Origin of the sequence: Streptomyces sp. NPDC088254, from assembly GCF_044740925.1 — a bacterium.
In the GTDB taxonomy this organism is placed as follows: Bacteria; Actinomycetota; Actinomycetes; order Streptomycetales; family Streptomycetaceae; genus Streptomyces.
Genome location: NZ_JBIURQ010000017.1, coordinates 100,740 through 125,607, shown reverse-complemented (window position 1 = coordinate 125,607; position 24,868 = coordinate 100,740). Strand labels below are relative to the sequence as shown.

Genomic DNA, 24,868 nt, shown 5'->3' with positions numbered 1-24,868 from the left:
GTGGGGCGGCCCCCGGCGCGCCCCCGCGCCGTGCCACGGCCGTCCCGGACGCACGCCTGACGTACGGGGGGCGGGGTACTGCGGCAGGATGGACGTCATGGCGAACCGACTGGCCCACGAGACCTCCCCCTATCTCCTCCAGCACGCCGACAACCCGGTCGACTGGTGGCCCTGGTCGGCGGAGGCGTTCGAGGAGGCGCGCAGGCGGGGCGTGCCGGTGCTGCTCAGCGTGGGGTACTCCAGCTGCCACTGGTGCCATGTGATGGCGCACGAGTCGTTCGAGGACCAGGCGACCGCCGACTACCTCAACGAGCACTTCCTCAGCGTCAAGGTCGACCGCGAGGAGCGCCCCGACGTCGACGCCGTGTACATGGAGGCTGTGCAGGCCGCCACCGGGCAGGGCGGCTGGCCGATGACCGTGTTCCTCACGCCGGACGCCGAGCCCTTCTACTTCGGTACCTACTTCCCGCCCGCGCCCCGGCACGGGATGCCGTCCTTCCGGCAGGTGCTGGAAGGGGTGCGGCACGCCTGGACCGACCGGCGCGAGGAGGTCGCCGAGGTCGCCGGGAAGATCGTGCGGGACCTGGCGGGCCGGGAGATCGCCTACGGCGACGACGTCGCCCCGGGCGAGCAGGAGCTGGCGCAGGCGCTGCTCGGTCTGACCCGGGAGTACGACCCGCAGCGCGGCGGGTTCGGCGGGGCGCCCAAGTTCCCGCCGTCCATGGTGATCGAGTTCCTGCTGCGCCATCACGCCCGCACCGGTGCCGAGGGCGCGCTCCAGATGGCCCGGGACACCTGCGAACGCATGGCCCGCGGCGGGATCTACGACCAGCTCGGCGGCGGTTTCGCCCGCTACTCCGTGGACCGGGACTGGACCGTGCCGCACTTCGAGAAGATGCTGTACGACAACGCGCTGCTGTGCCGGGTGTACGCGCACCTGTGGCGGGCCACCGGATCGGAGCTCGCGCGCCGGGTCGCGCTGGAGACCGCCGACTTCATGGTGCGCGAACTGCGCACCGCCGAGGGCGGGTTCGCCTCAGCGCTGGACGCCGACAGCGACGACGGGACCGGCCGGCACATCGAGGGCGCGTACTACGTCTGGACGCCCGAGCAGCTCACGGAGGTCCTCGGCGCCGAGGACGCGAAGGAGGCCGCCCAGTACTTCGGCGTCACCGAGGCGGGCACCTTCGAGGAGGGTGCCTCCGTCCTGCAACTCCCGCAGCAGGACGGTGTGTTCGACGCGGAGAAGATCGCTTCGATCAAGGAGCGGCTGACCGCTGCGCGGGCGGCGCGGCCCGCTCCCGGCCGGGACGACAAGGTCGTCGCCGCCTGGAACGGGCTCGCGATCGCCGCGCTGGCCGAGACCGGCGCGTACTTCGACCGCCCGGACCTCGTCGACGCGGCCGTCGCAGCCGCCGACCTCCTCGTACGGCTGCACCTCGACGACCGGGCCCGGCTGGCCCGCACCAGCAAGGACGGGCACGTCGGCGCGAACGCGGGCGTGCTGGAGGACTACGCCGACGCGGCGGAGGGTTTCCTCGCGCTGGCCTCCGTGACGGGGGAGGGCGTGTGGCTGGAGTTCGCGGGCTTCCTGCTCGACCAGGTGCTGGTCCGTTTCGCGGACCCCGAGTCGGGGGCGCTGTACGACACCGCCGCGGACGCCGAGCGGCTCATCCGGCGGCCGCAGGACCCGACCGACAACGCGGTGCCCTCGGGGTGGTCGGCGGCCGCGGGCGCGCTGCTGTCGTACGCGGCGCACACCGGCTCCGAGCCCCATCGCACCGCCGCCGAGCGGGCGTTGGGGGTCGTGAAGGCGCTCGGGCCGCGGGTGCCGCGGTTCGTCGGGTGGGGGCTGGCCGTGGCGGAGGCGCTGCTCGACGGGCCGCGTGAGGTGGCCGTGGTCGGCCGGGCCGGGAGCGATCCCGCCGCCGACGAGCTGCACCGCGCCGCGCTGCTCGGCACCGCGCCCGGCGCGGTGGTCGCCCGGGGCGCGCTGGGCAGCGAGGAGTTCCCGCTGCTCGCGGACCGGGTGCTGGTGGAGGGCGCGGCGACGGCGTACGTCTGCCGGGGGTTCGTGTGCGAGCTGCCGACGACGGACGCGGACGCCCTGCGGGACAGGCTCACGCCGTGAGCGGTTTCGTGACCGGCGGCCGCGGTCAGTCGGTGGGCGCGAACTCCGCCATCGCTCGTTCCACGATGGTCTCCAGCTGTTCGTGGTGGGCGCCCTTCCAGTAGGCGCGGCCGCATTCCCGGCACTGGGCGAACACGTCGTAGGAGCGGTGCGTGCCGTGCTCCAGCTGGTCGGCGACCTCGTCCTTGGTGGCCTGTCTCAGCAGACCGTTGCAGGCGGTGCAGCGCGTCCAGGGGCGCAGCTCGGGGGCGAACCGGGCCAGGACGTCACGGAGTTGGTCGTCGGGGCGGGTGCTGTAGACGTATCCGCCGGCCCACAGTTCGCGGCGGCGCAGCAGGCCCCGGTCGCGGCTGAGCATGACCCGGCGCTCGGCGGCGGAGCGGGCGGCGAGCGCCGGGTCGCCGATGTCCGTCGACTCGTACGCGGTGTCCACGCCGAGCAGGCGCATCCGCCGGGCGAGGGTGCCGAGGTGGACGTCGAGGAGGAAGCGCAGGGGCGCGCCGGGCACCCGCTGGGGCCGGGCGACGGGGCGGACGCTCACCGACTCGCCGTGCGCCGGGATGTGCGAGAACGGCGCTTCACGGCCGTCGACGACGAGGGCGCCGACCTCGGTCAGCGGGACGCCGAGGGACTCCACGACGTGGCCGAGGGTGGAGACGCCGTCGACGGCGAGGGGGTGGACGCCGGTCCGCCGGGCGTGCGGGACGAACAGGGCCAGTTCGGGGGCGACTTCGACGTGGATCTCGGATGTGCTCACCCGGTCAGGATGGCACGGGGAGGGCCGGGGCTCGCCGGGGTTTTCCCGGGCCTTGCCCCGGCCCCTCCCGGAGGCCTTTCTCAGGGGCCTTCCCGGGGCAGGCCCTGCTGGAGGACCCGCAGGGAGCGGTCGACGAGGTCGGCGAAGTCGTCCCGGTGGCCGTTCTCCGCCCAGTACAGCGAGGTCTCCATCAGGCCGCCGAGGAGGGACATCGCGTACACCCGCACCTCCAGGCTGTCGGGGTCGCGGCCGGTGCGTTCGGCGATGGCGGTGCACAGCATGCGGCCGGTGGCCGACATGCTCTCCATCATCCGGGAGCGCACGGCGGGGACCTCGACCATCAGCCGGGTGCGCAGCCGTGCCACCTCGCGGTCCTCCTCGACGCCGGTGCGGACGGCCTCCCGCAGCATGTGCCGGATGCTGTCCGCCCACGGCTCGTCGGCGGGCCGGCCGCGGAGCTCCTCCAGCAGGACGGCGTCGTACTCGTCGGTGAGGACGATGTCCTCCTTGGCCGGGAAGTAGCGGAAGACGGTCGACGGCGACACCTCCGCCCGCTCGGCGATCTGCTCGATCGTGGTGGCGTCGTACCCCTGCTCCTCGACGAGGGCGTAGGTCGCGGCGCGGATCGCCTCACGGGTCTTTATCTTCTTGCGCTCACGGAGTCCCGGCCGGGGCCGGTCGCCGGGGGAGGTGGTCTGTACGGCCGTCATGCAGGTCATTGTCGAACATCACCCGGCGCCAGGACCACGCCCGAGGACCCGGGCGCCTCGTCGGCATCCCGAGCCGCGGGCCGGGGCGTGCTCGGCAGCAGCGCGGCGGCGAGCAGGGCGGCGACGATCGCCGCGATCCCGCACACCGCGAGGGCGACGTCCATGCCGTGGACGTACGCGGTGTTCGCGGAGGCGGTCAGTTCGGCGAGGCCCGTGCGCTCGGCGAGCAGGTGGGCGGCGACCACGGATTCCCCGGCGGCGTCGGCGGCCTCCGTGGGCAGCCCGGTGACGTCGAGGCGGCCGCGGTAGGCGCTCGCCAGGAGGCTGCCGAGCAGGGCGATGCCGATCGCGCCGCCCACCTGGCGCAGCGTCATCAGCAGCCCGGAGCCGCTTCCGGCCCGATCCGACGGCAGGGTGCCGAGGGCGCCCGACATCGCGGGCACGAGGGAGAAGCCGAAGCCGAACCCGGCGACCGACAGCCACAGCGCGGTGAAGCCGTAGCCGGAGTCCACCGTCGTACGGCTGCCCAGGAGCGCGGCGAAGGCCAGCACCGTCAGACCGGTGCTCACCACGGTCCGCGCCCCGAGGCGGACGACGAACGGCTGCGCGGCCCGGGCGGCCACGACCAGCCCGCCCATCATCGGCAGCAGACGCACCCCGGTGCCGAGGGCGTCGTGGCCGAGGACTGCCTGGAGATAGGGCGGCAGCACGAACAGCAGCCCGGATAGGACGAAGACCACCAGGGTCGCCGCGAGCGTGTTGAACAGGAACCCACGGCGGGCGAGCAGCGCCAGGTCGAGCAGGGGCCGGGGCGTCCGGCGTTCGCGCAGCACCAGGGCGGCGATCAGGGCGACCGCCGCGCCCAGCATGGCGAGGACGAGCGGATCGGCCCAGCCGCGGCCGGGCGCCTCGATGATCGCGTAGACGAGGGCGCCGAGCCCTGCCGCGGTGAGCGCGGTGGAGACGGCGTCGACCTTGGGCGAGGACGGGTCGCGGGTCTCCGGCAGCAGCAGGAGGCAGGAGGCGATGCCGAGCGCGGCCATCGGGACGTTGACGAGGAAGACCGAGCCCCACCAGAAGTGGTCGAGCAGCCAGCCGCCGACGATGGGCCCGAGCGGCAGGCCGAGCGTCGAACCGGCGGAGACGATGCCGACGGCCTTGGCGCGCTCCTCGGGTGCGAACAGCGAGGGCAGGACCGACAGGGCGAGCGGGGTGACCAGCGCCGCCCCGACGCCCATCACCGCGCGGGCGGCGATGACCGCGCTCACGTTCTCGGTGAGCGCTCCCGCCAGCGAGCCGGCCAGGAAGACGCCGAGTCCGGTGATCAGCATTCGCCGCCGGCCGAACCGGTCGCCGAGCAGCCCGGCGGGGAGCATCAGCGCCGCGAAGACGACGACGTAGGCGTCCGCCATCCACTGCTGTTCCCCAGTACTCGCGCCCAGGTCGGCGGCCATGGTGGGCAGCGCCACGTTGAGGATCGTGATGTCGAAGCCGAGCGTGAGCATGCTCGCGACCAGGGCCCCGAGGGCCCACCAGCGTCGGGGGTCCGGGCTGGAAGGCCCGGCCTCTAATGTGACAGAGTCCATGAAATGAGAGTAGCTCTCAAAATGTAGATGCTGTCAATAGCGAGGGTGTCGGTGTCGGATCGGGCAACGCGGAAGGGCCACGGCTCGCAAGCCGTGGCCCTCTTTGTTTCGGGATGGGAGTGCTCTTCCCGCGCTCTACGTGTGCTGGTACGCCACCAGGGAGATGCCCACGTAGTGGACGACGAACGCGGCCAGCGTCAGGGAGTGGAAGACCTCGTGGAAGCCGAACCAGCGGGGTGAGGGGTTGGGGCGCTTGATGCCGTAGATCACGCCGCCGGCGCTGTAGAGCAGGCCGCCGACGACCACCAGGACCAGGACGGCGATGCCGCCGGTGCGCATGAAGTCCGGGAGGAAGAACACGGCCGCCCAGCCCATGGCGATGTAGCAGGGGGTGTAGAGCCAGCGCGGGGCGCCGACCCAGAACACCCTGAACACGATCCCCGCGGCGGCGGCGGCCCAGATGCCCCACAGCAGCCACTGCCCCTTGGCGCCGGGCAGGAGCAGCATCGTCAGCGGGGTGTAGGTGCCCGCGATGATCAGGAAGATGTTGGCGTGGTCGAGGCGGCGCAGGATGCCGTCCATGCGCGGAGACCAGTCGCCCCGGTGGTACAGGGCGCTCACGCCGAACAGCAGGCAGGCGGTCAGTGCGTAGATGCCGCAGGCGATGCGGCCTCTGGTGGAGCCGGCCAGGGCTGTGAGCACGAGCCCGGCGATGAGCGCGGCCGGGAACATACCGAGGTGCAGCCAGCCGCGCAGCTTGGGCTTGACCGGGTGCGGCAGGGAGAGCGCCACGGGACCGCTGCCGGCGGCCGGCTGGTCCGTGGGCGCATCAGGGGCGGACGCAGTCATACCCGGCATCGTACCTACGGAACCGTAAGTTGCGGATCCGTGCGACGAGATGGGAGGCCGCCGATGGCCATCATCTCACGCCGGACCGCAGGTGGGGGAGGGGGTCGGCCGGTGCACGTGGCGAGCCTCACGCTGCTCATCTGTGACGTCCCCTGGACAGATGCGCTCATACGGCGGATGATCAAATGAGTGCGGTCGGCACCGGATGAGCGCTCAGCAGGCAGCTGCGAAGCATCCGGGCCGCGGCCCCCACGGGGCAGACAAGGACAAAATCCCTCACCTAGGAGCGATCGTGGCGCGCGACATCGCGGCTCCCCCCGTCATCCCCACCCAGCACCAGGAACTGATCTCGTGGGTCAACGAGATCGCCGAACTGACGCAGCCGGACAACGTGGTCTGGTGTGACGGATCCGAGGCCGAGTACGAGCGGCTCTGCGAAGAGCTGGTCGCGAAGGGCACCTTCAAGAAACTCGACCCGGTCAAGCGCCCGCATTCCTACTACGCGGCCTCCGACCCGACCGACGTCGCGCGTGTGGAGGACCGCACCTACATCTGCTCCGAGAAGGAGGAGGACGCGGGCCCGACCAACCACTGGAAGGCCCCCGCCGAGATGCGGGAGATCTTCAGCGGCGAGAAGGGCATATTCCGCGGCTCGATGCGCGGCCGGACGATGTACGTCGTCCCGTTCTGCATGGGCCCCCTCGGCTCGGACCTCTCCGCCATCGGCGTCGAGATCACCGACTCCGCCTACGTCGCCGTCTCCATGCGCACCATGACCCGCATGGGACAGCCCGTCCTCGACGAGCTCGGCTCCGACGGCTTCTTCGTGCGTGCCGTGCACACGCTCGGAGCGCCGCTCGCGGAGGGCGAGCAGGACGTGCCCTGGCCGTGCAACAGCACCAAGTACATCTCGCACTTCCCCGAGAGCCGCGAGATCTGGTCCTACGGCTCCGGCTACGGCGGCAACGCTCTGCTCGGCAAGAAGTGCTACGCCCTGCGCATCGCCTCCGTCATGGCCCGCGACGAGGGCTGGCTCGCCGAGCACATGCTCGTGCTCAAGCTGACCCCGCCGCAGGGCGAGGCCAAGTACGTCGCCGCCGCCTTCCCGAGCGCCTGCGGCAAGACCAACCTCGCCATGCTGGAGCCCACCATCTCCGGCTGGACCGTGGAGACCATCGGCGACGACATCGCCTGGATGCGCTTCGGCGAGGACGGCCGCCTGTACGCCATCAACCCCGAGGCCGGCTTCTTCGGCGTCGCCCCCGGCACCGGTGAGCACACCAACGCCAACGCGATGAAGACGCTCTGGGGCAACGCGGTCTTCACCAACGTGGCGCTGACGGACGACGACGACATCTGGTGGGAGGGCATGACGGAGGAGACTCCGGCCCACCTCACCGACTGGAAGGGGAACGACTGGACGCCGGAGTCCGGCGTCCCGGCCGCCCACCCCAACGCCCGCTTCACCGTCCCCGCCGCGCAGTGCCCGATCATCGCGCCCGAGTGGGAGGACCCCAAGGGCGTGCCGATCTCCGCGATCCTCTTCGGCGGCCGGCGCGCCACCGCCGTACCGCTGGTCACGGAGTCCTTCGACTGGAACCACGGCGTCTTCCTCGGCGCCAACGTGGCCTCCGAGAAGACCGCCGCGGCCGAGGGCAAGGTCGGCGAGCTGCGCCGCGACCCCTTCGCGATGCTGCCGTTCTGCGGCTACAACATGGGCGACTACATGGGCCACTGGATCGACGTAGCCAAGGACAAGGACCAGTCCAAGCTGCCGAAGATCTACTACGTCAACTGGTTCCGCAAGAACGACGCGGGCAAGTTCGTCTGGCCCGGCTTCGGTGAGAACAGCCGCGTGCTGAAGTGGATCGTCGAGCGCCTCGAGGGCAAGGCCGAGGGCGTCGAGACCCCCATCGGCGTGCTGCCGGCCAAGGGCGCACTGGACACCGACGGCCTCGAACTGGCCGACTCCGACCTCGATTTCCTGCTCACCGTCGACAAGGAGGTCTGGCGCGAGGAGGCCGCCCTGATCCCCGAGCACCTCAACACCTTCGGCGACCACACGCCCAAGGAGCTGTGGGACGAATACCGCGCGCTGGTGGAGCGCCTGGGCTGAGCAAAGCCCCCCAAGACGCCGCGGCCGGCTCCGATCGTGCCCTGACCAGCAACATCGTCACGGTCGGCCGCGGTGAGAGCACCACAGGAACGAGGTCCCGCACAACGGCGTGCGGGACCTCGTCCGTGTGTCGGCGCCCTCGCCGGCGCCGGGCCTTCGCGGGAGTCGGCTCAGGGGGTCCGATTCCATCCTTTTGGGGGTGTGGCGGGCGGTCGCCAAAGGTGCGCGCGCCCCTCGGGTGATCCTTGTCCACGAGGAGGGCGAACACATAATCATTCTTAATGGAAAAGGGAAGAACTGCCTCGTCTGTGTCCGCAAGGGGATGAGGCACGCAAGTGAGACGAAGTGCGCGAAATGCGCGCCGGCGGTCTGATCCCTCTTCCGTGAGGAAGGTTCTCTTGAACCGTAGAACGATTCGAATCGCGCGCCTGAGGTCCGCCACGATGGTGTCGGTGGGCGCGGTCGCCGTGGCCCTCAGCGTCGTCCCGAGCACGGTGGCCGTCGCCGACGCGATGCACGGGTCCGGTGGCGGCCGAGCCGCGACCCACCTGCGCGCGAACAACGCCCCCACCGGCGCCATCGCCGACGCGATCCGCCGGGCCGGCGAGGCCGGCAAGGCCCCGGTGCTGCGGGCGAGCGCCCTGGACTACGGCAACGACGGCCGTGGTCACGGCGGTCACGACCGTGGTCCCCAGGGCCCGCGCGGCCCCCAGGGCAAGCCCGGCAAGCCGGGCCCGCAGGGCCCGCAGGGCCCGCAGGGAGCCCAGGGTGCTCAGGGAGCCCAGGGTGCTCAGGGTGCTCAGGGTGCTCAGGGTGCTCAGGGTGCTCAGGGCGCGCAGGGTGCTCAGGGCGCGCAGGGCGCGCAGGGAGCCCAGGGTGCTCAGGGCGCGCAGGGAGCCCAGGGTACTGCCGGTGCCGACGGCGCTCAGGGAGCCCAGGGAGCCCAGGGAGCCCAGGGAGCCCAGGGAGCCCAGGGAGCTCAGGGAGCCCAGGGTGCTCAGGGAGCGCAGGGTGCTCAGGGTGCTCAGGGTGCTCAGGGCGCGCAGGGTGCTCAGGGAGCCCAGGGAGCCCAGGGAGCTCAGGGCACGGTCGGCAGCTCCTACGTGATCACTGCCACCGCTGCCGGAACCGCGACTGCCAACTGCCTTGACAACGACGTCGCCACCGGCGGCGGCGCTCTGACCGCCACGGGCATCCTCAGCGGGAGCGTCCCGATCGGAGGCACCGCCGTCACGCCTCCCACCGGGTGGCAGGGCTCCGTCACCGACGCGGACACCTCCGTGACCGCCTACGTGGTCTGTGCCCTGGTGCCGTAACCATCTCCACGCGGTGCCCCCGCGGCTCCGGCCGCGGGGGCACCCGCCCCCTCAGACCAGCAGCGGCCCGCCGCACCGTTCGGCGCCGTCCTTCACCGCGATGAGGTTGGCGATCACGTACGGGATGTTCTTCTCGGAGTGCCACTCGGACGGGAAGCAGGTGGCCAGCCGCGAGCTCTGGAACCGGGCCTCGAGATCGGGCACGTAGGCGCGGTACTGGTCGTCCGTGTAGTACCAGAACGAGTTCTCGTTGTAATACGCGACATGACTGGGGTCCTGGTGCGCGCCGCGGCCGTCGGAGCTGGGCGTCGTGGTGAGGAGCATGCCGCCGGGGGCCAGCAGCCGGTACAGCTCGTTGATCAGCGGCACCTTCGCGGGCACGTGTTCGAGGAAGTTCACCGCCCGCACCAGACCCACGGAATCGTCGGCCAGGTCCAGCCTGTCGGGCAGGGCGGCGACGATGTCGACCCCCTCACCCGGATGTCTGTCGACTCCCGTGTAACCGGGGGGCTTGCGGCGGGCCGCGCCGAGGTCCAGCGCGAGGAGCCCCTTGCGGTACGTCCAGGCGAGGGCGTTGGCCTCGATGTACTTGTCGTACAGAGCGACCGTCTCCCGCTGGATGAACGCGTTGATCTCCGGGTCGCGCTGGGTGTTCGCGGGGTGCATCCGCTGGAGGTACAGACAGCGGGGGATGTGGTGGAAGTCGCCGACGTGGAAGAGACGGCACATCAGGTCCTGGTCGTCCAGCACCGTGCGGGTGGCGTCGTAGCCGCCGGCCTTGTCGTAGGCCTCCTTGCGGAACGCGCGGACGTGGTTGGGCGCGTACCAGATGTAGGCGACGTTGTGCGGGGTCGGCGCCATGGACCGGACCTGCAGCAGCTTGCGGCCGTCGACGCGTACGTCCTCGTAGTGCCAGCCGTGCGTCTCGTTGAAGCGGCTGTCGTCCCGCTTGCCGTCCTCGGTGATCTGCGCGGTGTTGCTGTAGACGAAAACGGCGTCGGGATGCGCGTCGAAGGCCTCGCCGAGTTCCGCCAGGCACGCCTTCGCCAGCAGGTCGTCGTGGTCGAGTTCCACGAGGATCTCGCCCCGGGCCAGTTCACAGGCCCTGCGCTTGGCCGCTCCGACGCCGAGGGCATCGTCGGCGATCTCCACCCGAACCCTGTCATCGGGGTGTTCCGGCCGCCAGCGGGCCCCGTTGTTGAGCAGGACGATCCATTCCCAGTCCGGGCAGGTCTGCGCCTGCAGAGTCGCCAGGCACTCGTCGAGGAACCGGGGCCGGTGGCTGGGGGTGAAGACGGAGAACCTGGGTGTCGCGGTCGACGTCATCTGATGCTCCCTGCTGGTCTCGATCAGGGGGAGCCAGGCGGTCGGAGCGGGATTCCGGGCACTTCCGGTGCTGGGAACGGCGGGGAGGACCGGCCGCGACCGCTCGGCGTATTCGTCCGCTGACGTTACGAGGCCCCGTCGGCGCCGCCGTCGTCCGGCGGGCTCTCCGGGGCGCGGTCCACCCGAATGTACGCAGAAGGCCGGGTGCGCTGATGGCGCCCGGTCCGCGCGTCGCTGCGGGTGCACGCGAACCGGGGCCGATGAGGGGACCCCTGGGCGGGGTCGGTCAGCCGGCGGTGGCCAGTCGTCCGTCCGCCAGCGCGGCGGAGTGGGCGTCCATGCGCTCCGCCGTGAGGATCGCGGCCGCCGTGTCGGCGCGGGAGGCGGCGACGACGAGGGCGCGCCCCGCGAGGGTGTGCGCCCGCCGGTGCAGGGCCGCCGCCTGGGGCCCGCCCGCCCCGGACGTCGTGGAGCGGGCCGGAGCCCGGCCGCCGCGCAGTCGGGTCACCTGCTGGGCGAGCCGGTCCGCCGCCGTGTCCAGGTCGGCGGACGGCGTCAGCACGCGCAGTTCGTCGGTGACGGCGAGCAGGGCCGCGAGATGGCCCGCGAGCTGGATGTCCAGCTCCTCCTCGCGGGACCGGTGCGGAAAGCTGGGGTTGGGCCCGTCCGCCGTGCTGTGGACCGACTTGGTGCGGATCGGTTCGTACATGGGAGGGCCTCCTGAGTGCTTCCAGGAAGCCATCCTAGCTTGGATTGCGTCTAAAGTTGAGTCGAGGGTGAAATTGGTTCGGTTCGCCGTCAGTCGTGTTCCGGATCGGTGCCGGCCGTGTCCGGTGTCAGTGCTGGCTGTAGCCGTCCAGGAAGCGGCCGATCCGGCCGACCGCGTCCCGCAGGTCCGTCACCGTCGGCAGGGTCACCACCCGGAAGTGGTCCGGCTCGGGCCAGTTGAAGCCCGTGCCCTGGACCACCATGATCTTCTCGCGGCGCAGCAGGTCCAGCACCATCCGCCGATCGTCCTTGATCTTGAACACCGTCGGGTCCAGGCGCGGGAAGAGGTACAGCGCGCCCTTCGGGCGTACGCACGTCACGCCAGGGATCTGCGTCAGCAGCTCGTAGGCGGTGTCCATCTGCTCCCGCAGCCGCCCGCCGGGCAGCACCAGGTCGTCGATGGTCTGACGGCCGCTGAGGGCGGCCACCACGCCGTGCTGTCCCGGCATGTTCGCGCACAGCCGCATGTTCGCCAGGATCGTCAGGCCCTCGATGTAGGAGTCGGCGTGGGCGCGCGGGCCGGAGATCGACATCCAGCCCACCCGGTAACCGGCCACCCGGTACGCCTTCGACATGCCGTTGAAGGTGAGGGTGAGCAGGTCGGGGGCGATCGCGGCGGTCGGGGTGTGCGTGGCGCCGTCGTAGAGGATCTTGTCGTAGATCTCGTCCGAGCAGACGAGGAGGTTGTGGCGGCGGGCGATGTCCGTGAGCCCGCGGATCATCGCCTCGTCGTACACCGCGCCCGTGGGGTTGTTCGGGTTGATGATGACGATCGCCTTGGTGCGGTCGGTGACCTTGCGCTCGATGTCGGCGAGGTCCGGCATCCAGTCGGACTGCTCGTCGCAGCGGTAGTGCACGGCCGTGCCGCCGGAGAGGGAGACGGCGGCGGTCCACAGCGGGTAGTCCGGTGCGGGGACGAGCACCTCGTCGCCGTCGTCCAGCAGGCCCTGCATCGCCATCACGATCAGCTCGGAGACACCGTTGCCGATGAAGACGTGCTCGACGTCCGTCTCTATGCCGAGGGTCTGGTTGTGCATGACGACCGCGCGGCGGGCGGCCAGCAGGCCCTTGGCGTCACCGTAGCCGTGCGCCGAGGAGACGTTGCGGAGGATGTCCTCCAGGATCTCCGGCGGGCAGTCGAAGCCGAAGGCGGCGGGGTTGCCGGTGTTCAGCTTCAGGATGCGGTGCCCGGCCGCTTCCAGGCGCATCGCCTCTTCGAGAACCGGCCCCCGGATCTCGTAACAGACGTTGGCGAGTTTGGTCGACTGGATCACCTGCATGTCTGGGAGCTTACGGCTCGGTAACGGCTCTCGGGGGGTGTTTTCCGCCACGTGGGACGAGTGCTTTGGGCGGGTATCGCCGCTCGCTGTCCCGACGGCCCCACTGGTCTCTGGAATGCGCGGCCATGTCCAGGCCTGGTGAAAAAGGAACCCCCCGGGTTGCGCCGAACGTGTACCTCCCGAGCGGGGCGGACGTGCCGGCGTACGACGCGTACGTGGATCCGGCCGCCGCCCACGGCCGGCAGAACGCGTACGACGAGACGGCCGAGCTGCCCCGCGTCGGCCCGTCGGCCGGTGTCGTCGGCCCCTCGGCCGGGCGGGCCGGCCGGCGGCGCGACGCCCGCCGGGTCGGAGGGCGCCGTTCACGGCGAGTGGAGCTCGCGGCGGGCGCCGCGGGCCTGGTGTCCGCGGGGCCGTGGTCGCGGCGCTGGGCTTGTCCTCAAGCCCTGAGGGCGGGCGGCGGACGGGCCCGGAGGGCACCCGCTCGGCGACGGACGGCTCCGCCGGTCCGGTGGAGCCCGCTTCCCCCTCCACGGCGGTGAGCGCTTCCGGCGATCCCGGTGTGCGGGCTCCCGCTTCCCGGGACACTCCCTCTGCCTCGGCCGCCGTCTCGGAGGCCTCCGCGGTCGCGTCCTCGACCGTGAGCGCCACGAGTCCGGCGCCCGCCGCCTCGGCGTCCGCGTCGGTGACGCCGTCCGAGCGGACCAAGGGGAAAGAGCGCGGCCAGGGGACGGTCAAGGGCCGCCGCCAGGGCGTGGTTCGAAAGCGGCGTCGTCCGCCGGGAACCGGACGGGGCTCTCCGGACATGCCCTGGGCCGGACAGGGCACGGGCCGACCGGCCGTGGGCGTCCCGTGGCTGAAAGCCACTGCTTGTTCTCTCCCTCCCTCGCGCTAACAATGCGCATGACAAATCGGTGGGCGGCCGGACGATCTCCGGTCGCCCTGTCATGCAGAGGGGACCCCCCACATGAGAAAGCCTCTCGTCGCCGCGTTCTTCGCCCTGGCGATCGCCGGGGCCGGCGCGGCGCCCGCGACCGCGGCGCCCGCCTCCACGACCACCGCCCCCGCCGCGGCCGCCGTGAACGCGGCGCAGACCCCGGCGAGCACCACGGTGAAGCTGGCCGCCGCCTCGCCGACCCTCAAGGCCGTCAACTTCGCCGGGACCGTCGCGCTCAGCAACTGCTCCGGTTCCGTCGTGCGCTTCCCCAACTCCCTGGACACCGCCCCCGCGCTGGTCCTCACCAACGGCCACTGCCTGGAGACCGGCTTCCCGGAGCCCGGCGAGGTGCTCGTCAACCGGACGTCCACCCGCTCCTTCGGCCTGCTCAACTCCGCCGGCACCCGCGTCGCCACCCTGCGCGCCAACAAGATCGCCTACGGCACGATGACCGACACCGACGCCGCGATCTACCAGCTGACCAGCACCTACGCGACGATCCGCAACACGTACGGCATCAGCGCGCTCACCGTCCAGGACACCCACCCGACGGCCGGCACCGCCATCACCGTCGCCTCCGGCTACTGGAAGCGGCTCTACAGCTGCAACATCGACGGGTTCGTGTACCGGATGAAGGAGGGCGACTGGACCTGGAAGGACTCGGTCCGCTACACCTCCGCCTGCCAGACCATCGGCGGCACCTCCGGCTCCCCGGTGATCGACCAGGCCACCGGCAAGGTCGTCGCGGTGAACAACACCGGCAACGAGGACGGCGGGCGCTGCACCGAGAACAACCCCTGTGAGGTCGACGCGAACGGCAATGTGACCGTCCGCAAGGGCACCAACTACGCGCAGGAGACGTACCTGTTCGCCGCCTGCTTCACCAGCGGCAACCAGCTCAACCTGAGCGCGGCCGGCTGCACCGTGCCCAAGCCGTAGGCGAAGCCACAGCCGCAGGCCACGCCGGGGGGCGCTCCGTCACACGGGACTGCGACGGATCGCCCGGCCCGCGAGGATGTCCGTGCGACGGCCGTCCTCGATGACGAAACGGCCGTCGATCAGGACGTGCGGGATGCCGGTGGGCAGGGTGCGCGGGGCGGCGTGGCTGGAGCCGGCCGCGACGGTGCGCGGGTCGAAGAGGACCAGGTCGGCCCGGTGTCCCTCGCGGACCAGGCCCCGGTCCGGCAGGCGCAGCCGGGCCGCCGGGCGCGAGGTGAGATGGGCGACGCACTCCTCCAGCGACAGCACGCCCGCCTCCCGCACGTAGTGACCGAGGTAGTGCGGGAACGTGCCGTACGCGCGCGGGTGCGGTTTCGCGCCGTGCAGGATGCCGTCGGATCCGCCGGTGTGGGCGCGGTGCCGCATGATCGCGCGGACGTTCTCCTCGTGCCCCACGTGCTGGAGGATCGTCGGGGCCGGCCGGTCTTCGACGAGGAGCCGGCGGGCCGTCGTCCAGGGCGCCTCGCCGCGCAGGTCCGCCGACTCCCGGACCGTGCGGCCGACGTGGTCGGCGAGGTGCGCGGCCGTCACGCCGGAGATCTCGACCGTGTCCCAGTCGACGGGCACGCCGTGGCAGCCGTCGGAGCCCACGACCTCCAGCTCGTGGCGGATCCGGGCGGCGGTCGCGTCGTCCGCCAGTCGGGCGAGGAGCGCGTCGGGGCCGCCGTCGGCCGCCCAGCTCGGCAGCAGGGCGGCCAGCGTCGTGCAGCCGGAGGTGTACGGGTAGGTGTCGAGGGTGAGGTCTACGCCGGCCGCCGACGCCTCGTCCAGCAGGGACAGCAGCCGCGGCGCACGGCCCTCATTCAGGCCGAAGTTCAGTGTGGCGTGCGCGAGATGGAGCGGGCAGCCGGAGTTCCGGGCCACCTCCACCATGTCCGCGTACGCGTCGAGCGTGCCCGCGCCGTAGGAGCGGTGGTGCGCGCAGAAGTAGCCGCCGTACGACGCCACCACCCGGCACAGCTCGGTCAGTTCGGCGTCCCCGGCGTACATGCCGGGCGGGTACGTCAGCCCGGAGGACATGCCGACCGCGCCCTGCTCCATGCCCTCCGCGGCCAGCCGCCGCATCCGCTCCAGCTCCCGGGGCGTCGCCGCCCGGTCCTCCCAGCCGACGGCGAGCGCCCGGACCGTCCCCTGCGGGAGCAGGTAGGCGGCGTTGACCGCGATGCCCCGGCCGTCGACGCCGCGGTCCAGCCGGTCCAGGTACTCGCCCACCGAACGCCAGTCGAAGTCGACGTCGTCGCCGTGGCCGTTCCAACCGGCGATCGCGCGACGCACCCCGGCCAGCGTCCGGTCGTCGACCGGGGCGTACGACAGGCCGTCCTGGCCCAGGACTTCGAGGGTCACGCCCTGCGCGGCCTTGGCGCTGTGGTCGGGGTCGCGCAGCAGCGCCAGATCGCTGTGGGCATGCATGTCGATGAAACCGGGGGAGAGGACCAGGCCCTCCGCGTCCAACTCGCGCATCGCACTCGGGCGTTGACAGCCAGCAGCCGCGGCTTCCCTGACGATCGCGACGATCCTGCCGTCGTCGACCACCACGTCCGCGCGGTACGACGGCCCGCCGGAGCCGTCGACGACGTCCGCGTCCCGGATGACGAGGTCCTGCATCCCGGCGCTCCTCAGAAGAAGGTGCGGACGTAGTCGACGACCGTGCCGTCCGCCTCGGCCAGCGGGATCACCGGCCACTTGTCGAAGGTCGTGCACGGGTGGGACAGGCCGAGGCCCACCCAGTCGCCGACCTCGACGTCCGCCTCGGGCCGGGTGCGCAGCCAGGCGTGCTGGTCGGACAGCGCGGTGACACAGACGCCGGTCGCGGGGCGTTCCACGCCGTCCCGGCGGATCACCCGGGCGACGGGGAGGTCCATGTCGTGCGCGGCGTCCCGCTTGCCGCCGTTCACGAACGCCTGCTCCGGAGAGGGCCGGGAGACCACCTGCGTCCACAGCAGGAACGCCGGTTCCAGGGCGCCCTCCTCGGGGACCCGGTTGAACGGGGTGAGCTCGCGGTAGTGACCGTCGTCGTGCGAGACGTACGCGCCCGAGCGCAGCAACTTCAGCACCGGAGCAGAGAGTTCGGGGATCTCCGCGAAGACCTCGGCGACCACGTCGAACCACTCGCTGCCGCCCGCGCTGATCACGATCTCGTCCAGGCCCGGGAAGCGTCCCGCCTCGTCGAAACCCACGGCGAGGGCGACCAGTCGCCGCAGCCAGGCCCGCACGCGCTCCGGGGAGGCGTCCGGCACCGAGGCCTCGTAGCCGGCGACACCGACCAGGCGCAGGGTCGTCGTGGCCGCGACCGCGTCCGCGACCGCCGCGCACTCCGCCTCCGTCCGCACACCGGTGCGGGCGCCTTCCCCGGCGGCCAGCTCGACCACGACGTCCAGGGGGCGCCGCGCACCGCGCAGCGCCGCGTCCATCAGCTCGACGCCGCGCACGGAGTCGACGTAGCACACGAGACGGAAGGCGTCGTCCGCGTCGAGCTGGGCGGAGAGCCAGCGCAGCGCCGCCGCGTCCACGACCTCGTTCGCGAGGAACACCCGCTGGAAGCCGAATTCCCTTGCCACACGCACCTGGTGGGGGACGGCGAGGGTGATGCCCCAGGCGCCGTGGTCGAGCTGCCGCCGGAAGAGCCGGGGGGCCATCGTCGTCTTGCCGTGCGGGGCGAAGGCGAGGCCGTGACGGGTCGCGTAGGTCTCCATCAGGCGCAGGTTGTGCTCCAGGCGCTCGGCGGACAGGACCAGGACGGGGGTGGTGAAGCCGTCGGTGAAGAGGTTGCGGCGCTGGGCGGCGAGTTCGGCGAAGGTGAGTCCGTCGGCGTCCGGAGGGAGGCCCTTGAAACGGTGGTCGACTCGTTCCCCGGCGAGGCGGGCGAGCGCTTCACTGCTCATCGAGGGCCTCCTGATCTGCCTTGTCGCGACTGCCTCACGCTAGTCGCTCATGTCGTCCGCTCCTGTCCGGCATCCGGGCCGCGTGAGGCCGTCCCCAGGCCGACGGGTCGCCCCCGTCTGACCGCTTGGAGTCCCGACCGTCTGAAGTAGGCGTCTGATAACGAAGTTAGGGGCGGGCTGTGTCCGGCACAGGATCGTCGACCATACTGCCCGGTGTGGAGCAGCGCATAGGTTCGAGCAGCCAGCCCCTGGAGGGCGCCGGATTCGACCCGGCATTCATCCCCGGGCTCACGTCGCCCGCGACCGTCGAGCCGGAAGACGGGAAGCCGGGGGACCGGAAGCCGGGGGACGCGAAGGCGGGGACCGCCGAGGCGGCGAAGTCCGACGCGGCGAGGCCCGAGGCGCCTGAGGCGCCCGAGGCCGAGAAGGCCGACGCCGACAAGAGCGCCGACGAGACCGAAGACGAGTCCGCCGAGGAGCAGGGCGCGACCGACGGCCCCGTCTTCGAGGCCTCCGACCGGCGGGCGCGGATCGTCGCCGACGCCAGGGGCGTCCGGCTCCGCCTCGACGAGGAGGAGTGCGAGTTCCGCTGGGACGAGATCGGCGCCGTGGAGACGGAGACGCCCCGCTTCGGCAAGCGGTACACCGTCACGGTCCATACCCCTGACCGCCGCTGGTACCCGATCGAGATCGAGGCGACGGCCAGGGACCGCTTCAAGGAGTGGGACGACCGCCTCGACGAGGTGCTGGACGCCTACTTCGAGGACGAGACCCCCGCGGAGCCGGCAGCCTCCGACGAACCGGCGGAACCGGCGGAAGCGTCAGAGCCGGCAGCCGCCGACAAGTGAGCCGACAGGTGCGCGGGAAGCCGCGCACCTGCGTCCGCCGCGGCGCTAACCGCAGTACTGCGCCGCCTTGCCGATGGACCGGTACATGCAGTCCGCGTTCTCCAGCAGTTGCAGCACCGCGTCCCTGTTCCGCGCGGTCTCCCGCTCGATGACCTCGTCGGGCGGGTAGAAGCCGCCGCCGCCCGCCGAGCCCGGGTACATCTCGAAGGTGTACGCGAAGATCTTGTGGGCGCCCCAGAGGTAGTCGTCGATCGAGCCGTCCGTGATGTAAAGGTCGCTCGACTGCTCGGGCGTGTAGCCGTTGCTCGCGGCCATCGAACGGCCCACCGTGGCGAAGGCGTTGCGGTCGTCCGCCGTCATCCCGGTGGTGGTGTCGGAGTAGGTGAAACCGAAGGGCCACAGCACCAGTTCGCTGTAGGTGTGGAAGTCGATGCCGGCCTTGATCTGCTGCACGCCGCCGACGACCCGGCCGCGCACGAAGTCGGAGACCACCTTCACCTCGGGCGCCGACTCGGCCGCCGGGCCCCGGTAGGTCTCGGAGGACGTCGAGCCGGAGGAGCCGCCGCAGCAGCCCCAGCGGAAGGCCCAGTTGCGGTTGAGGTCCGTACCGACGTTCGAGGAACCGGAGTTGGGCTGGCGGTTCTTGCGCCAGGAGCGGTAGGAGCCGGTGGCGACGTCGTACTCGCCGCCGTCCGGGTTGACGTCAGGGACGATCCAGATCTCCCGGCTGTTCACCATGTTCGTGATGCGCGCGTCGGTGCCGTAGCCGGCGCCCAGCTCGCGGATCAGGTAGAGCGCCATCTCGACGGTGAGGTGCTCACGGGCGTGCTGGTGGTGGGTGAACAGCACCTCCGGCTCGGCCTCGTCGGCGCCGACGTTGTCGCTGATCTTGACGGCGACGACGTCCCGGCCCTGGTACGACTTCCCGATCACCCGCTTGCTGATGATCCCCGGGTGGGCCGCGATCCGCTGGTCGATCTCCGCGTTCATCTCGGCGTAGTTGTGGTAGCGGGAGTCGGCGGAGGGGAAGTCGTACAGCCGCGCCCCGCCCCCGGCGGCGCGGTCCGGCGCGGAGCCCAGGAGCGCGACCTCGTAGCCCTGGGCGCGCAGCTTGCCGATCTGGTCGGCGCGGCCGGAGACGACGACGGTCTCCTCGTCGGCCTCGTCCACGCTCACGCCGGAGGCGGCGATCGCGGTGCGGGTCTGCGGGGTGCTGTGGGGGACGTGGATCTCGTACTGTCGGATGTCGTCGGCGGCCGGCGCGGTCCTGAGGGCGCTGCGCGCGGCGGCGTCGGTGGCGGTCGCCGAGAGGGGCGCGGCGAGGGCGAGGGCCAGCAGTGCGGCGAGGGCGGCGGTCCGTCCGCCGCGGGAACTCCGGCCGTCCGGTGCGCCGGGCCGGCCGGCCGCGTGTCGCGCGCCTGAGCCGCGTGTGCGAAGTCGCATGAAGTCTCCTCGGTTCTCCGGGAGTCCGGGGTCGCCGGACGTGTGGGGAGTGGAGCGGGGGTGGTCCTGCGTGCGACGTGCTGCTGCTGTGCGCTTGCTGTGCGTTTGCCGTGAACGGCGTGCGGGGGTGTCGCTCATCGTCGATGCATGTCATGGTCAGGTCAATAGCGTGCCCTCTTGCGGCCGGACCGGCTTTGCTGTTCCTTGACCTTCATGGCGGACACCACGGGAAACCCCACGCACTCCGAGGCATCATCCGGCACCGACCGCACCACCTCCCCCCGCACGTCCAGTTGGCGCCACATCGGCCCCGGCATCGTCGTCGCCGCGACCGGCGTCGGCGCCGGCGACCTGGTCGCCACCCTCATCGCGGGCAGCAACTTCGGCTACACCCTGCTGTGGGCGGCCGTCGCGGGCTGTCTGGTGAAGATCTCCCTCGCGGAGGCGGCCGGCCGCTGGCACCTCTCCACCGGGCGCACCCTCTTCGACGGCTGGGCGAGCCTCGGCCGCTGGACGACGTGGTTCTTCGTCGTCTACGTCGTCGTCTGGGGCTTCGTGTACGGGGCGGCGGCGATGTCGTCCAGCGCGCTGCCGCTGCAGGCGCTGTTCCCCGGCGTGATGGACCTGCGATGGTGGGCCGTCGCCTGCGGACTGGTCGGCCTGGTCTTCGTCTGGTTCAACAAGTACGCCGTCTTCGAGAAGGTCATGACGGTCCTGGTCGGCGTCATGTTCGCGGTGACGGTCTACCTGGCCGTCCGTGTCACCCCCAACCTCCCGGACGCCCTCGCCGGCCTGCTGCCGGTCCTGCCCGACGAGAAGGACTCCGTCCTCAACACCCTCGGCCTGATCGGCGGCGTGGGCGGCACCATCACGCTCGCCGCGTACGGCTACTGGGTCAACGCCAAGGGCTGGACCGACACCGGGTGGATGAAGGTGATGCGCCTGGACAACCGGGTCGCGTACGCCACCACCGGGGTCTTCGTCATCGCGATGCTCTTCGTCGGGGCGGAGCTGCTGCACTCGGCGAACGTGGCCATCGCGAGCGGCGACAAGGGGCTGATCCAGCTCGGCGACATCCTGGAGGAGGAGTACGGCTCGGTCACCGCCACGTTCTTCCTCATCGGCTTCTTCGCCACCTCGTTCACCTCCCTCATCGGCGTCTGGCACGGCGTGAGCCTGATGTTCGCCGACTTCGTGGCCCGCTACCGCCGGGGCGACAGCGCGACGGGCGCGGAGGTCGCCTCGGGCGAGCGGGAGCGCTCATGGCCGTTCCGGCTGTACCTGCTGTGGCTGACGTTCCCGCCGATCGTGCTCCTCTTCCAGGGCCAGCCGTTCCGGCTGATCATCCTGTACGGGGTGCTGGGCGCGGCCTTCCTGCCGTTCCTCGCCGTGACGCTGATCTGGCTGCTCAACTCGGCCCGCACACCCCAGGAATGGCGCAACGGCCCGCTGAGCAACGTGATGCTCGCGGCGGCGGGTCTGCTGTTCCTGGTGCTGTGCGTGAAGCAGGTCTGGGACCAGCCATGGGCCGAGTTCTTCTGAGCCTCGCTCTCCTCAAGGGTGCCGATCACGCTATGACCTGGAGTACAGGCCTGGCCCCGGAGGCGAGGAGCCGTCGGCTCGGACGCCGTTCGTGACCCGCAGGAACTCCAGCTTTTCCGCATCGGCGGAACCCGCGGGCACCGTGGAGACGACGAGGCGGACGTCGCAGCCCGGGACGGTGAGCACGTCGCAGTCGCATGTCACCTCGCCGACCCGGGGTGCACGATGGCCTTGCGGGCCGAGACGTGCGGACCGACCGCACCCTCGTCCCACAGAGTGGCAGCGCACGGACGGTGGGTCGCCCCGTCCCGCCGGCCGACCGTGGGCAGAGGCCGGCCGGCGGGGCGTGGCTGATCAGCTGCCGAGCGACTCCCAGTGCGGTGCGAGGGCGATGTCCCTCAACTCCCGCATGCTGAGCGCCGGTTCCGGCCGGGTCGCCCCCGTCTTCAGGCCGGCCGCGTTGTAGGCGCTGACCACGACCCGCTTGCCGTCCTTGCGCATGGTGTCGACGGTCCACATGACGACCCCCTCGCGCCCCTTCTCGTCCGGCTGCTGACGGGTCTTCACCCGGGTGCCGTCGGGGAGGGTCTCGGCCCCCTGGTACAGCGCGTCGGCGGCGTCCAGCATGTTCGGCTGCACGTTGATCTCGACGTAGCCGCGGCCCTTGCCGTCGTCGACGACGACATAGCCGTACTCCGTCTCCTGCCCGCCGCGCGAGACGACCTTCACGTCCTTCGGCAGCCGCGCGGTGAGGACGCCGAGGATCCGCTGGAGCCCCACGCTCTGGCCTGCGCTCGGCGAAGCGGTCGGCGCCGGGGACGGCTCGGGCAGGACGTCGATGATCCGGCGCCACTCCTTCGCCGCGGCGAGCCGCTTCAACCCAGCCGTGTCCAGCGGCGGTTCGGGACGGCTGACCGGCTTGCCCTTCTCGGCGGGGGAGTTCCACTCGGACACGTTCACCCGCTGCCCGGTCGGCGTGATCAGCTCCGCGCCCCACGCCTTGGTGTCCGCGCGCCGGTCGGGGTACTCGTACCCCTGGTACACGGTGATCGCGGACCCGTCGGGCAGCTTGCCGGTCTCACAGCTGTCCAGCCCGGACGGCGCGCCCTCACCCGTCTCGGGGCAGGGCTGCACCTCGCGGGCCGGGTCGAAGCCGCGGCCCGTCGGGATCCGGCTCAGGGCGACGGAGACGGCAGCCGGGCCCTTGCCGTCGTCGTACACGACGTAGGCGAGCGGCCCGGCCTCGTCGGCCGTCCCCCGGCCCTCCTGGCCGCCGAACGTGCCCCCCGGCAGCAGCCTCTCGAGCGTCCTGACCACTTCACGGGCGGAGAACCCGCCCGCCGCGGGCGTGGCCGTGCCCTTCGCGGCGACGGAGGACTCGGCCGGCCCATGAGTGCTGCCGGACGGTACGAGCAGGGCCCCGCCCACCCCCACGAGGGCGAGCCCTGCCGCACCCCCCGCGACGGCGGCCCGCCGCCGCAGCCGCAGCCGGCGACCACGCGCCTGGCCCGCGGCGGCGAGCGCCGCCCGGTCGGTGTCGAAGGAGCCGCCCGCGTCGCGCAGGGCGACGGAGAGCTGCTCCTCGAAGGGGTCGGGGAACTGGTCGACGGACATGGCACACCACCGGTTTCCGTGGCTCGAAGTGATGAGAGAAGTCGTGGGGGTCGTGTGCGGGCGCGACGCGAGCGGGCAGCTCGCCCTACGGCCGCGCGTACTCGCCGATGTCCTCGCCCAGCAGCTCCCGCAGCCGGCCGAGAGCCCGCACGCACCGGGTGCGCACGGCGGCGGAACTGGCGTTCATGGCCCCGGCCGTCTCCTCCACGGACCGGTCCTCCCAGTACCGCAGGACGAGGACGGCCCGGTCCTTGGCGGGCAGCCGGCCGAGGGCCTGCAGCAGCGTCAGCCGCAGCGTCACGTCGGCTCCCGCGCCGACGGCGCGTTCGGGGACGACGTCCACGACGCGCTCGCCGCTGCTGCGCCGGCGCTGGTGCGCGAGGAAGGCGCGGGTGAGGACGGTCTGGGCGTACGCGGCGGGGTTGTCGGCGCGCGCGACGCGCCCCCAGCGGACGTACAGCCTGCCGAGGGTCTCCTGAACCAGATCCTCGGCGAGGTGGGTGTCCCCCGCGGTGAGCAGACAAGCGGACCGGTACAGCTGCCCCGTCCGGGCCGCGGCGAACTCCGCGTACTCGTCCGCGCGGGCCTGTCTCATCGGCTCTCCCTCTTCGCTCTGTCCGTCCGTACCGTCCTCAACCCCACCGATGCGCCGGCCCCGGGGAAATGTTTCAGAGCCGGCGGAAACTTCTTCTCCCGGGGCCGGTGTGCGCAACCTGCCCCGGTTTGCCGCCACTTGCGCCGGAGGCAGTCTCCGAGAGGCCGTCGAAAGCGGTTCTCCGCCCACAACCACGTGGCTACAGTGCTGCTGTAGTCACGCAATGAAGTCACCCCGGTGCACCGGAGTAACACCGGCGCACCGGACCGCGGGAAGTCGGGGAGCTGCGCGTGCCAACTGCCATTGCCGTGACCGGCGCCGATCTGGCGTTGCCGCCGCAGGACGAACGGACCCAGCCCGCGGCCGTCCTCGACGGCCTGGACCGCCGCTCCCTCGACGACGCCGTCACCGCCGTGCAGACCCTCGTCGACCAGCACGGCCATGTGATCGTCCTGTACTCGCGGGCCACACCGCCGGCCGTCGTACAGCGGCTGCACACCGTGCGCTCCCTCATGGAGAGCGACCGCGTCGCCCTGTTCCGGCCCGAACTGCCCCCGCTGTCCGTCGCCGTGCTGGCCCGCCAGTTACGCCAGTTGGCCTCCTGCGACCTCGGCCCCGGCGTCCTCGCCTCCGCGGGCCGGCTGCTCACCCACTACATCCACGCCGGCGCCCTCCTCGCCTCCGTCGCCCGCCTCGACCGCGTCCCCGTCGGCCTGAAGTCGCACGCCCGCTCCTGGATGCCCGGCAGCCAGTTCGGCGTCCTCGCCCACCCCCAGCCCCGGTTGGTCAAGGCCGGCCCCGAAACCGTCCTGCCCGGACCGGAGTTCGGCACCTGGATGCTGGTCGCCCGCGGCCAGCTCCAGTCCGACTGGGTCACCGGCGTCCTCGCCCCCGCCTGGCAGGCGCAGGGACTGCGCGAGACCGGACTGCCCGCCGAGTCCGCCCACTGGTGGGGCACCGGCCGGCTGATCGAGTTCTGCGCCTACCTCCCCGACCTGCCGGTCCTCTACCAACTGGTCGCCTCCGTACGGCAGACCGCCTGCCACTGGTGCGGCATCGACGTCATCGGCGACCGCTGCGTCTTCTGCTCCGCCACCCCGCCGCCCCCCGCCGAGATCACCGCCCACCCCGCCCGAGCGCTCACCGCGGGCGGCTGAACAACCCAGGAA

Annotated in this window: 19 protein-coding genes; 7 read left to right on the top strand and 12 right to left on the bottom strand. The window is 71.9% G+C overall.

Going from position 1 to position 24,868, the window contains the following annotated elements; genetic code table 11:
- Positions 1-97 precede the first annotated feature (97 nt).
- Positions 98-2,131, top strand: a complete 2,034-nt coding sequence (locus ACIOC0_RS38390) for a thioredoxin domain-containing protein (protein ID WP_402161428.1) — start codon at positions 98-100, stop codon at positions 2,129-2,131.
- A 25-nt stretch (positions 2,132-2,156) separates the two neighbouring features.
- Here the strand turns inward: ACIOC0_RS38390 and ACIOC0_RS38385 are convergent, their stop codons facing one another.
- The 4 genes from ACIOC0_RS38385 to ACIOC0_RS38370 form a co-directional block, all read right to left on the bottom strand.
- A complete protein-coding gene (locus ACIOC0_RS38385) occupies positions 2,157-2,888 on the bottom strand; it encodes a Mut7-C RNAse domain-containing protein (RefSeq protein ID WP_389034191.1) in 732 nt (243 codons plus the stop codon).
- Between the two features lie 80 nt (positions 2,889-2,968).
- Positions 2,969-3,607 carry a TetR family transcriptional regulator gene (locus ACIOC0_RS38380; RefSeq protein ID WP_352246801.1) on the bottom strand — a complete coding sequence of 213 codons (639 nt, stop codon included), beginning with the start codon at positions 3,605-3,607 and terminating at the stop codon, positions 2,969-2,971.
- Positions 3,604-5,184 carry an MFS transporter gene (locus ACIOC0_RS38375; protein WP_402161425.1) on the bottom strand — a complete coding sequence of 527 codons (1,581 nt, stop codon included), beginning with the start codon at positions 5,182-5,184 and terminating at the stop codon, positions 3,604-3,606. The genes ACIOC0_RS38380 and ACIOC0_RS38375 overlap by 4 nt, the downstream gene beginning before the upstream one ends.
- Before the next feature lie 135 nt (positions 5,185-5,319).
- Positions 5,320-6,033 carry a hemolysin III family protein gene (locus ACIOC0_RS38370; RefSeq protein ID WP_402161422.1) on the bottom strand — a complete coding sequence of 238 codons (714 nt, stop codon included), beginning with the start codon at positions 6,031-6,033 and terminating at the stop codon, positions 5,320-5,322.
- A gap of 292 nt (positions 6,034-6,325) precedes the next feature.
- Here ACIOC0_RS38370 and ACIOC0_RS38365 point away from each other — a divergent pair, with 292 nt between their 5' ends.
- Positions 6,326-8,149 (top strand): phosphoenolpyruvate carboxykinase (GTP), encoded by a 1,824-nt coding sequence (locus tag ACIOC0_RS38365; protein WP_402161420.1) that lies wholly within the window; start codon positions 6,326-6,328, stop codon positions 8,147-8,149.
- 398 nt (positions 8,150-8,547) lie between these two features.
- Positions 8,548-9,465: a hypothetical protein gene (locus ACIOC0_RS38360; RefSeq protein WP_402161418.1), complete on the top strand. Its 918-nt coding sequence runs from the start codon at positions 8,548-8,550 to the stop codon at positions 9,463-9,465.
- 51 nt (positions 9,466-9,516) lie between these two features.
- On the opposite strand, the gene ACIOC0_RS38355 is transcribed toward ACIOC0_RS38360, so the two are convergent.
- The 3 genes from ACIOC0_RS38355 to ACIOC0_RS38345 form a co-directional block, all read right to left on the bottom strand.
- Complete coding sequence (locus ACIOC0_RS38355) at positions 9,517-10,791, bottom strand: glycosyltransferase (RefSeq protein WP_402161416.1); 1,275 nt, start codon at positions 10,789-10,791, stop codon at positions 9,517-9,519.
- 286 nt (positions 10,792-11,077) lie between these two features.
- The gene (locus tag ACIOC0_RS38350) at positions 11,078-11,500 is read right to left on the bottom strand and encodes a hypothetical protein (protein ID WP_402161413.1); all 423 of its coding nucleotides are present in this window, start codon (positions 11,498-11,500) and stop codon (positions 11,078-11,080) included.
- Positions 11,501-11,627: 127 nt separating this feature from the next.
- Positions 11,628-12,839 carry a pyridoxal phosphate-dependent aminotransferase gene (locus ACIOC0_RS38345; protein ID WP_130441481.1) on the bottom strand — a complete coding sequence of 404 codons (1,212 nt, stop codon included), beginning with the start codon at positions 12,837-12,839 and terminating at the stop codon, positions 11,628-11,630.
- A 967-nt stretch (positions 12,840-13,806) separates the two neighbouring features.
- On the opposite strand from ACIOC0_RS38345, the gene ACIOC0_RS38340 reads away from it, so the two are divergent.
- Positions 13,807-14,715 (top strand): serine protease, encoded by a 909-nt coding sequence (locus ACIOC0_RS38340; RefSeq protein WP_402161411.1) that lies wholly within the window; start codon positions 13,807-13,809, stop codon positions 14,713-14,715.
- Positions 14,716-14,754: 39 nt separating this feature from the next.
- Here the strand turns inward: ACIOC0_RS38340 and ACIOC0_RS38335 are convergent, their stop codons facing one another.
- Together ACIOC0_RS38335 and ACIOC0_RS38330 are read right to left on the bottom strand one after the other, a co-directional pair.
- On the bottom strand, positions 14,755-16,380 hold the full coding sequence (locus tag ACIOC0_RS38335; protein WP_402161409.1) for an amidohydrolase family protein: 1,626 nt from the start codon (positions 16,378-16,380) through the stop codon (positions 14,755-14,757).
- 11 nt (positions 16,381-16,391) lie between these two features.
- Positions 16,392-17,657 carry an amino acid deaminase gene (locus ACIOC0_RS38330; RefSeq protein ID WP_402161407.1) on the bottom strand — a complete coding sequence of 422 codons (1,266 nt, stop codon included), beginning with the start codon at positions 17,655-17,657 and terminating at the stop codon, positions 16,392-16,394.
- Positions 17,658-17,872: 215 nt separating this feature from the next.
- Here ACIOC0_RS38330 and ACIOC0_RS38325 point away from each other — a divergent pair, with 215 nt between their 5' ends.
- The gene (locus ACIOC0_RS38325; RefSeq protein WP_402161405.1) at positions 17,873-18,505 is read left to right on the top strand and encodes a hypothetical protein; all 633 of its coding nucleotides are present in this window, start codon (positions 17,873-17,875) and stop codon (positions 18,503-18,505) included.
- A gap of 45 nt (positions 18,506-18,550) precedes the next feature.
- On the opposite strand, the gene ACIOC0_RS38320 is transcribed toward ACIOC0_RS38325, so the two are convergent.
- The gene (locus ACIOC0_RS38320; RefSeq protein ID WP_402161403.1) at positions 18,551-19,948 is read right to left on the bottom strand and encodes a M14 family metallopeptidase; all 1,398 of its coding nucleotides are present in this window, start codon (positions 19,946-19,948) and stop codon (positions 18,551-18,553) included.
- Between the two features lie 213 nt (positions 19,949-20,161).
- On the opposite strand from ACIOC0_RS38320, the gene ACIOC0_RS38315 reads away from it, so the two are divergent.
- Positions 20,162-21,490 carry an Nramp family divalent metal transporter gene (locus tag ACIOC0_RS38315; RefSeq protein WP_402161401.1) on the top strand — a complete coding sequence of 443 codons (1,329 nt, stop codon included), beginning with the start codon at positions 20,162-20,164 and terminating at the stop codon, positions 21,488-21,490.
- Between the two features lie 354 nt (positions 21,491-21,844).
- Here the strand turns inward: ACIOC0_RS38315 and ACIOC0_RS38310 are convergent, their stop codons facing one another.
- Together ACIOC0_RS38310 and ACIOC0_RS38305 are read right to left on the bottom strand one after the other, a co-directional pair.
- Positions 21,845-23,104: a hypothetical protein gene (locus ACIOC0_RS38310; RefSeq protein ID WP_402161398.1), complete on the bottom strand. Its 1,260-nt coding sequence runs from the start codon at positions 23,102-23,104 to the stop codon at positions 21,845-21,847.
- Positions 23,105-23,189: 85 nt separating this feature from the next.
- Positions 23,190-23,699, bottom strand: a complete 510-nt coding sequence (locus ACIOC0_RS38305) for a SigE family RNA polymerase sigma factor (RefSeq protein ID WP_402161395.1) — start codon at positions 23,697-23,699, stop codon at positions 23,190-23,192.
- A gap of 290 nt (positions 23,700-23,989) precedes the next feature.
- On the opposite strand from ACIOC0_RS38305, the gene ACIOC0_RS38300 reads away from it, so the two are divergent.
- The gene (locus tag ACIOC0_RS38300) at positions 23,990-24,856 is read left to right on the top strand and encodes a hypothetical protein (RefSeq protein ID WP_402161393.1); all 867 of its coding nucleotides are present in this window, start codon (positions 23,990-23,992) and stop codon (positions 24,854-24,856) included.
- The last annotated feature ends 12 nt before the right edge of the window (positions 24,857-24,868 follow it).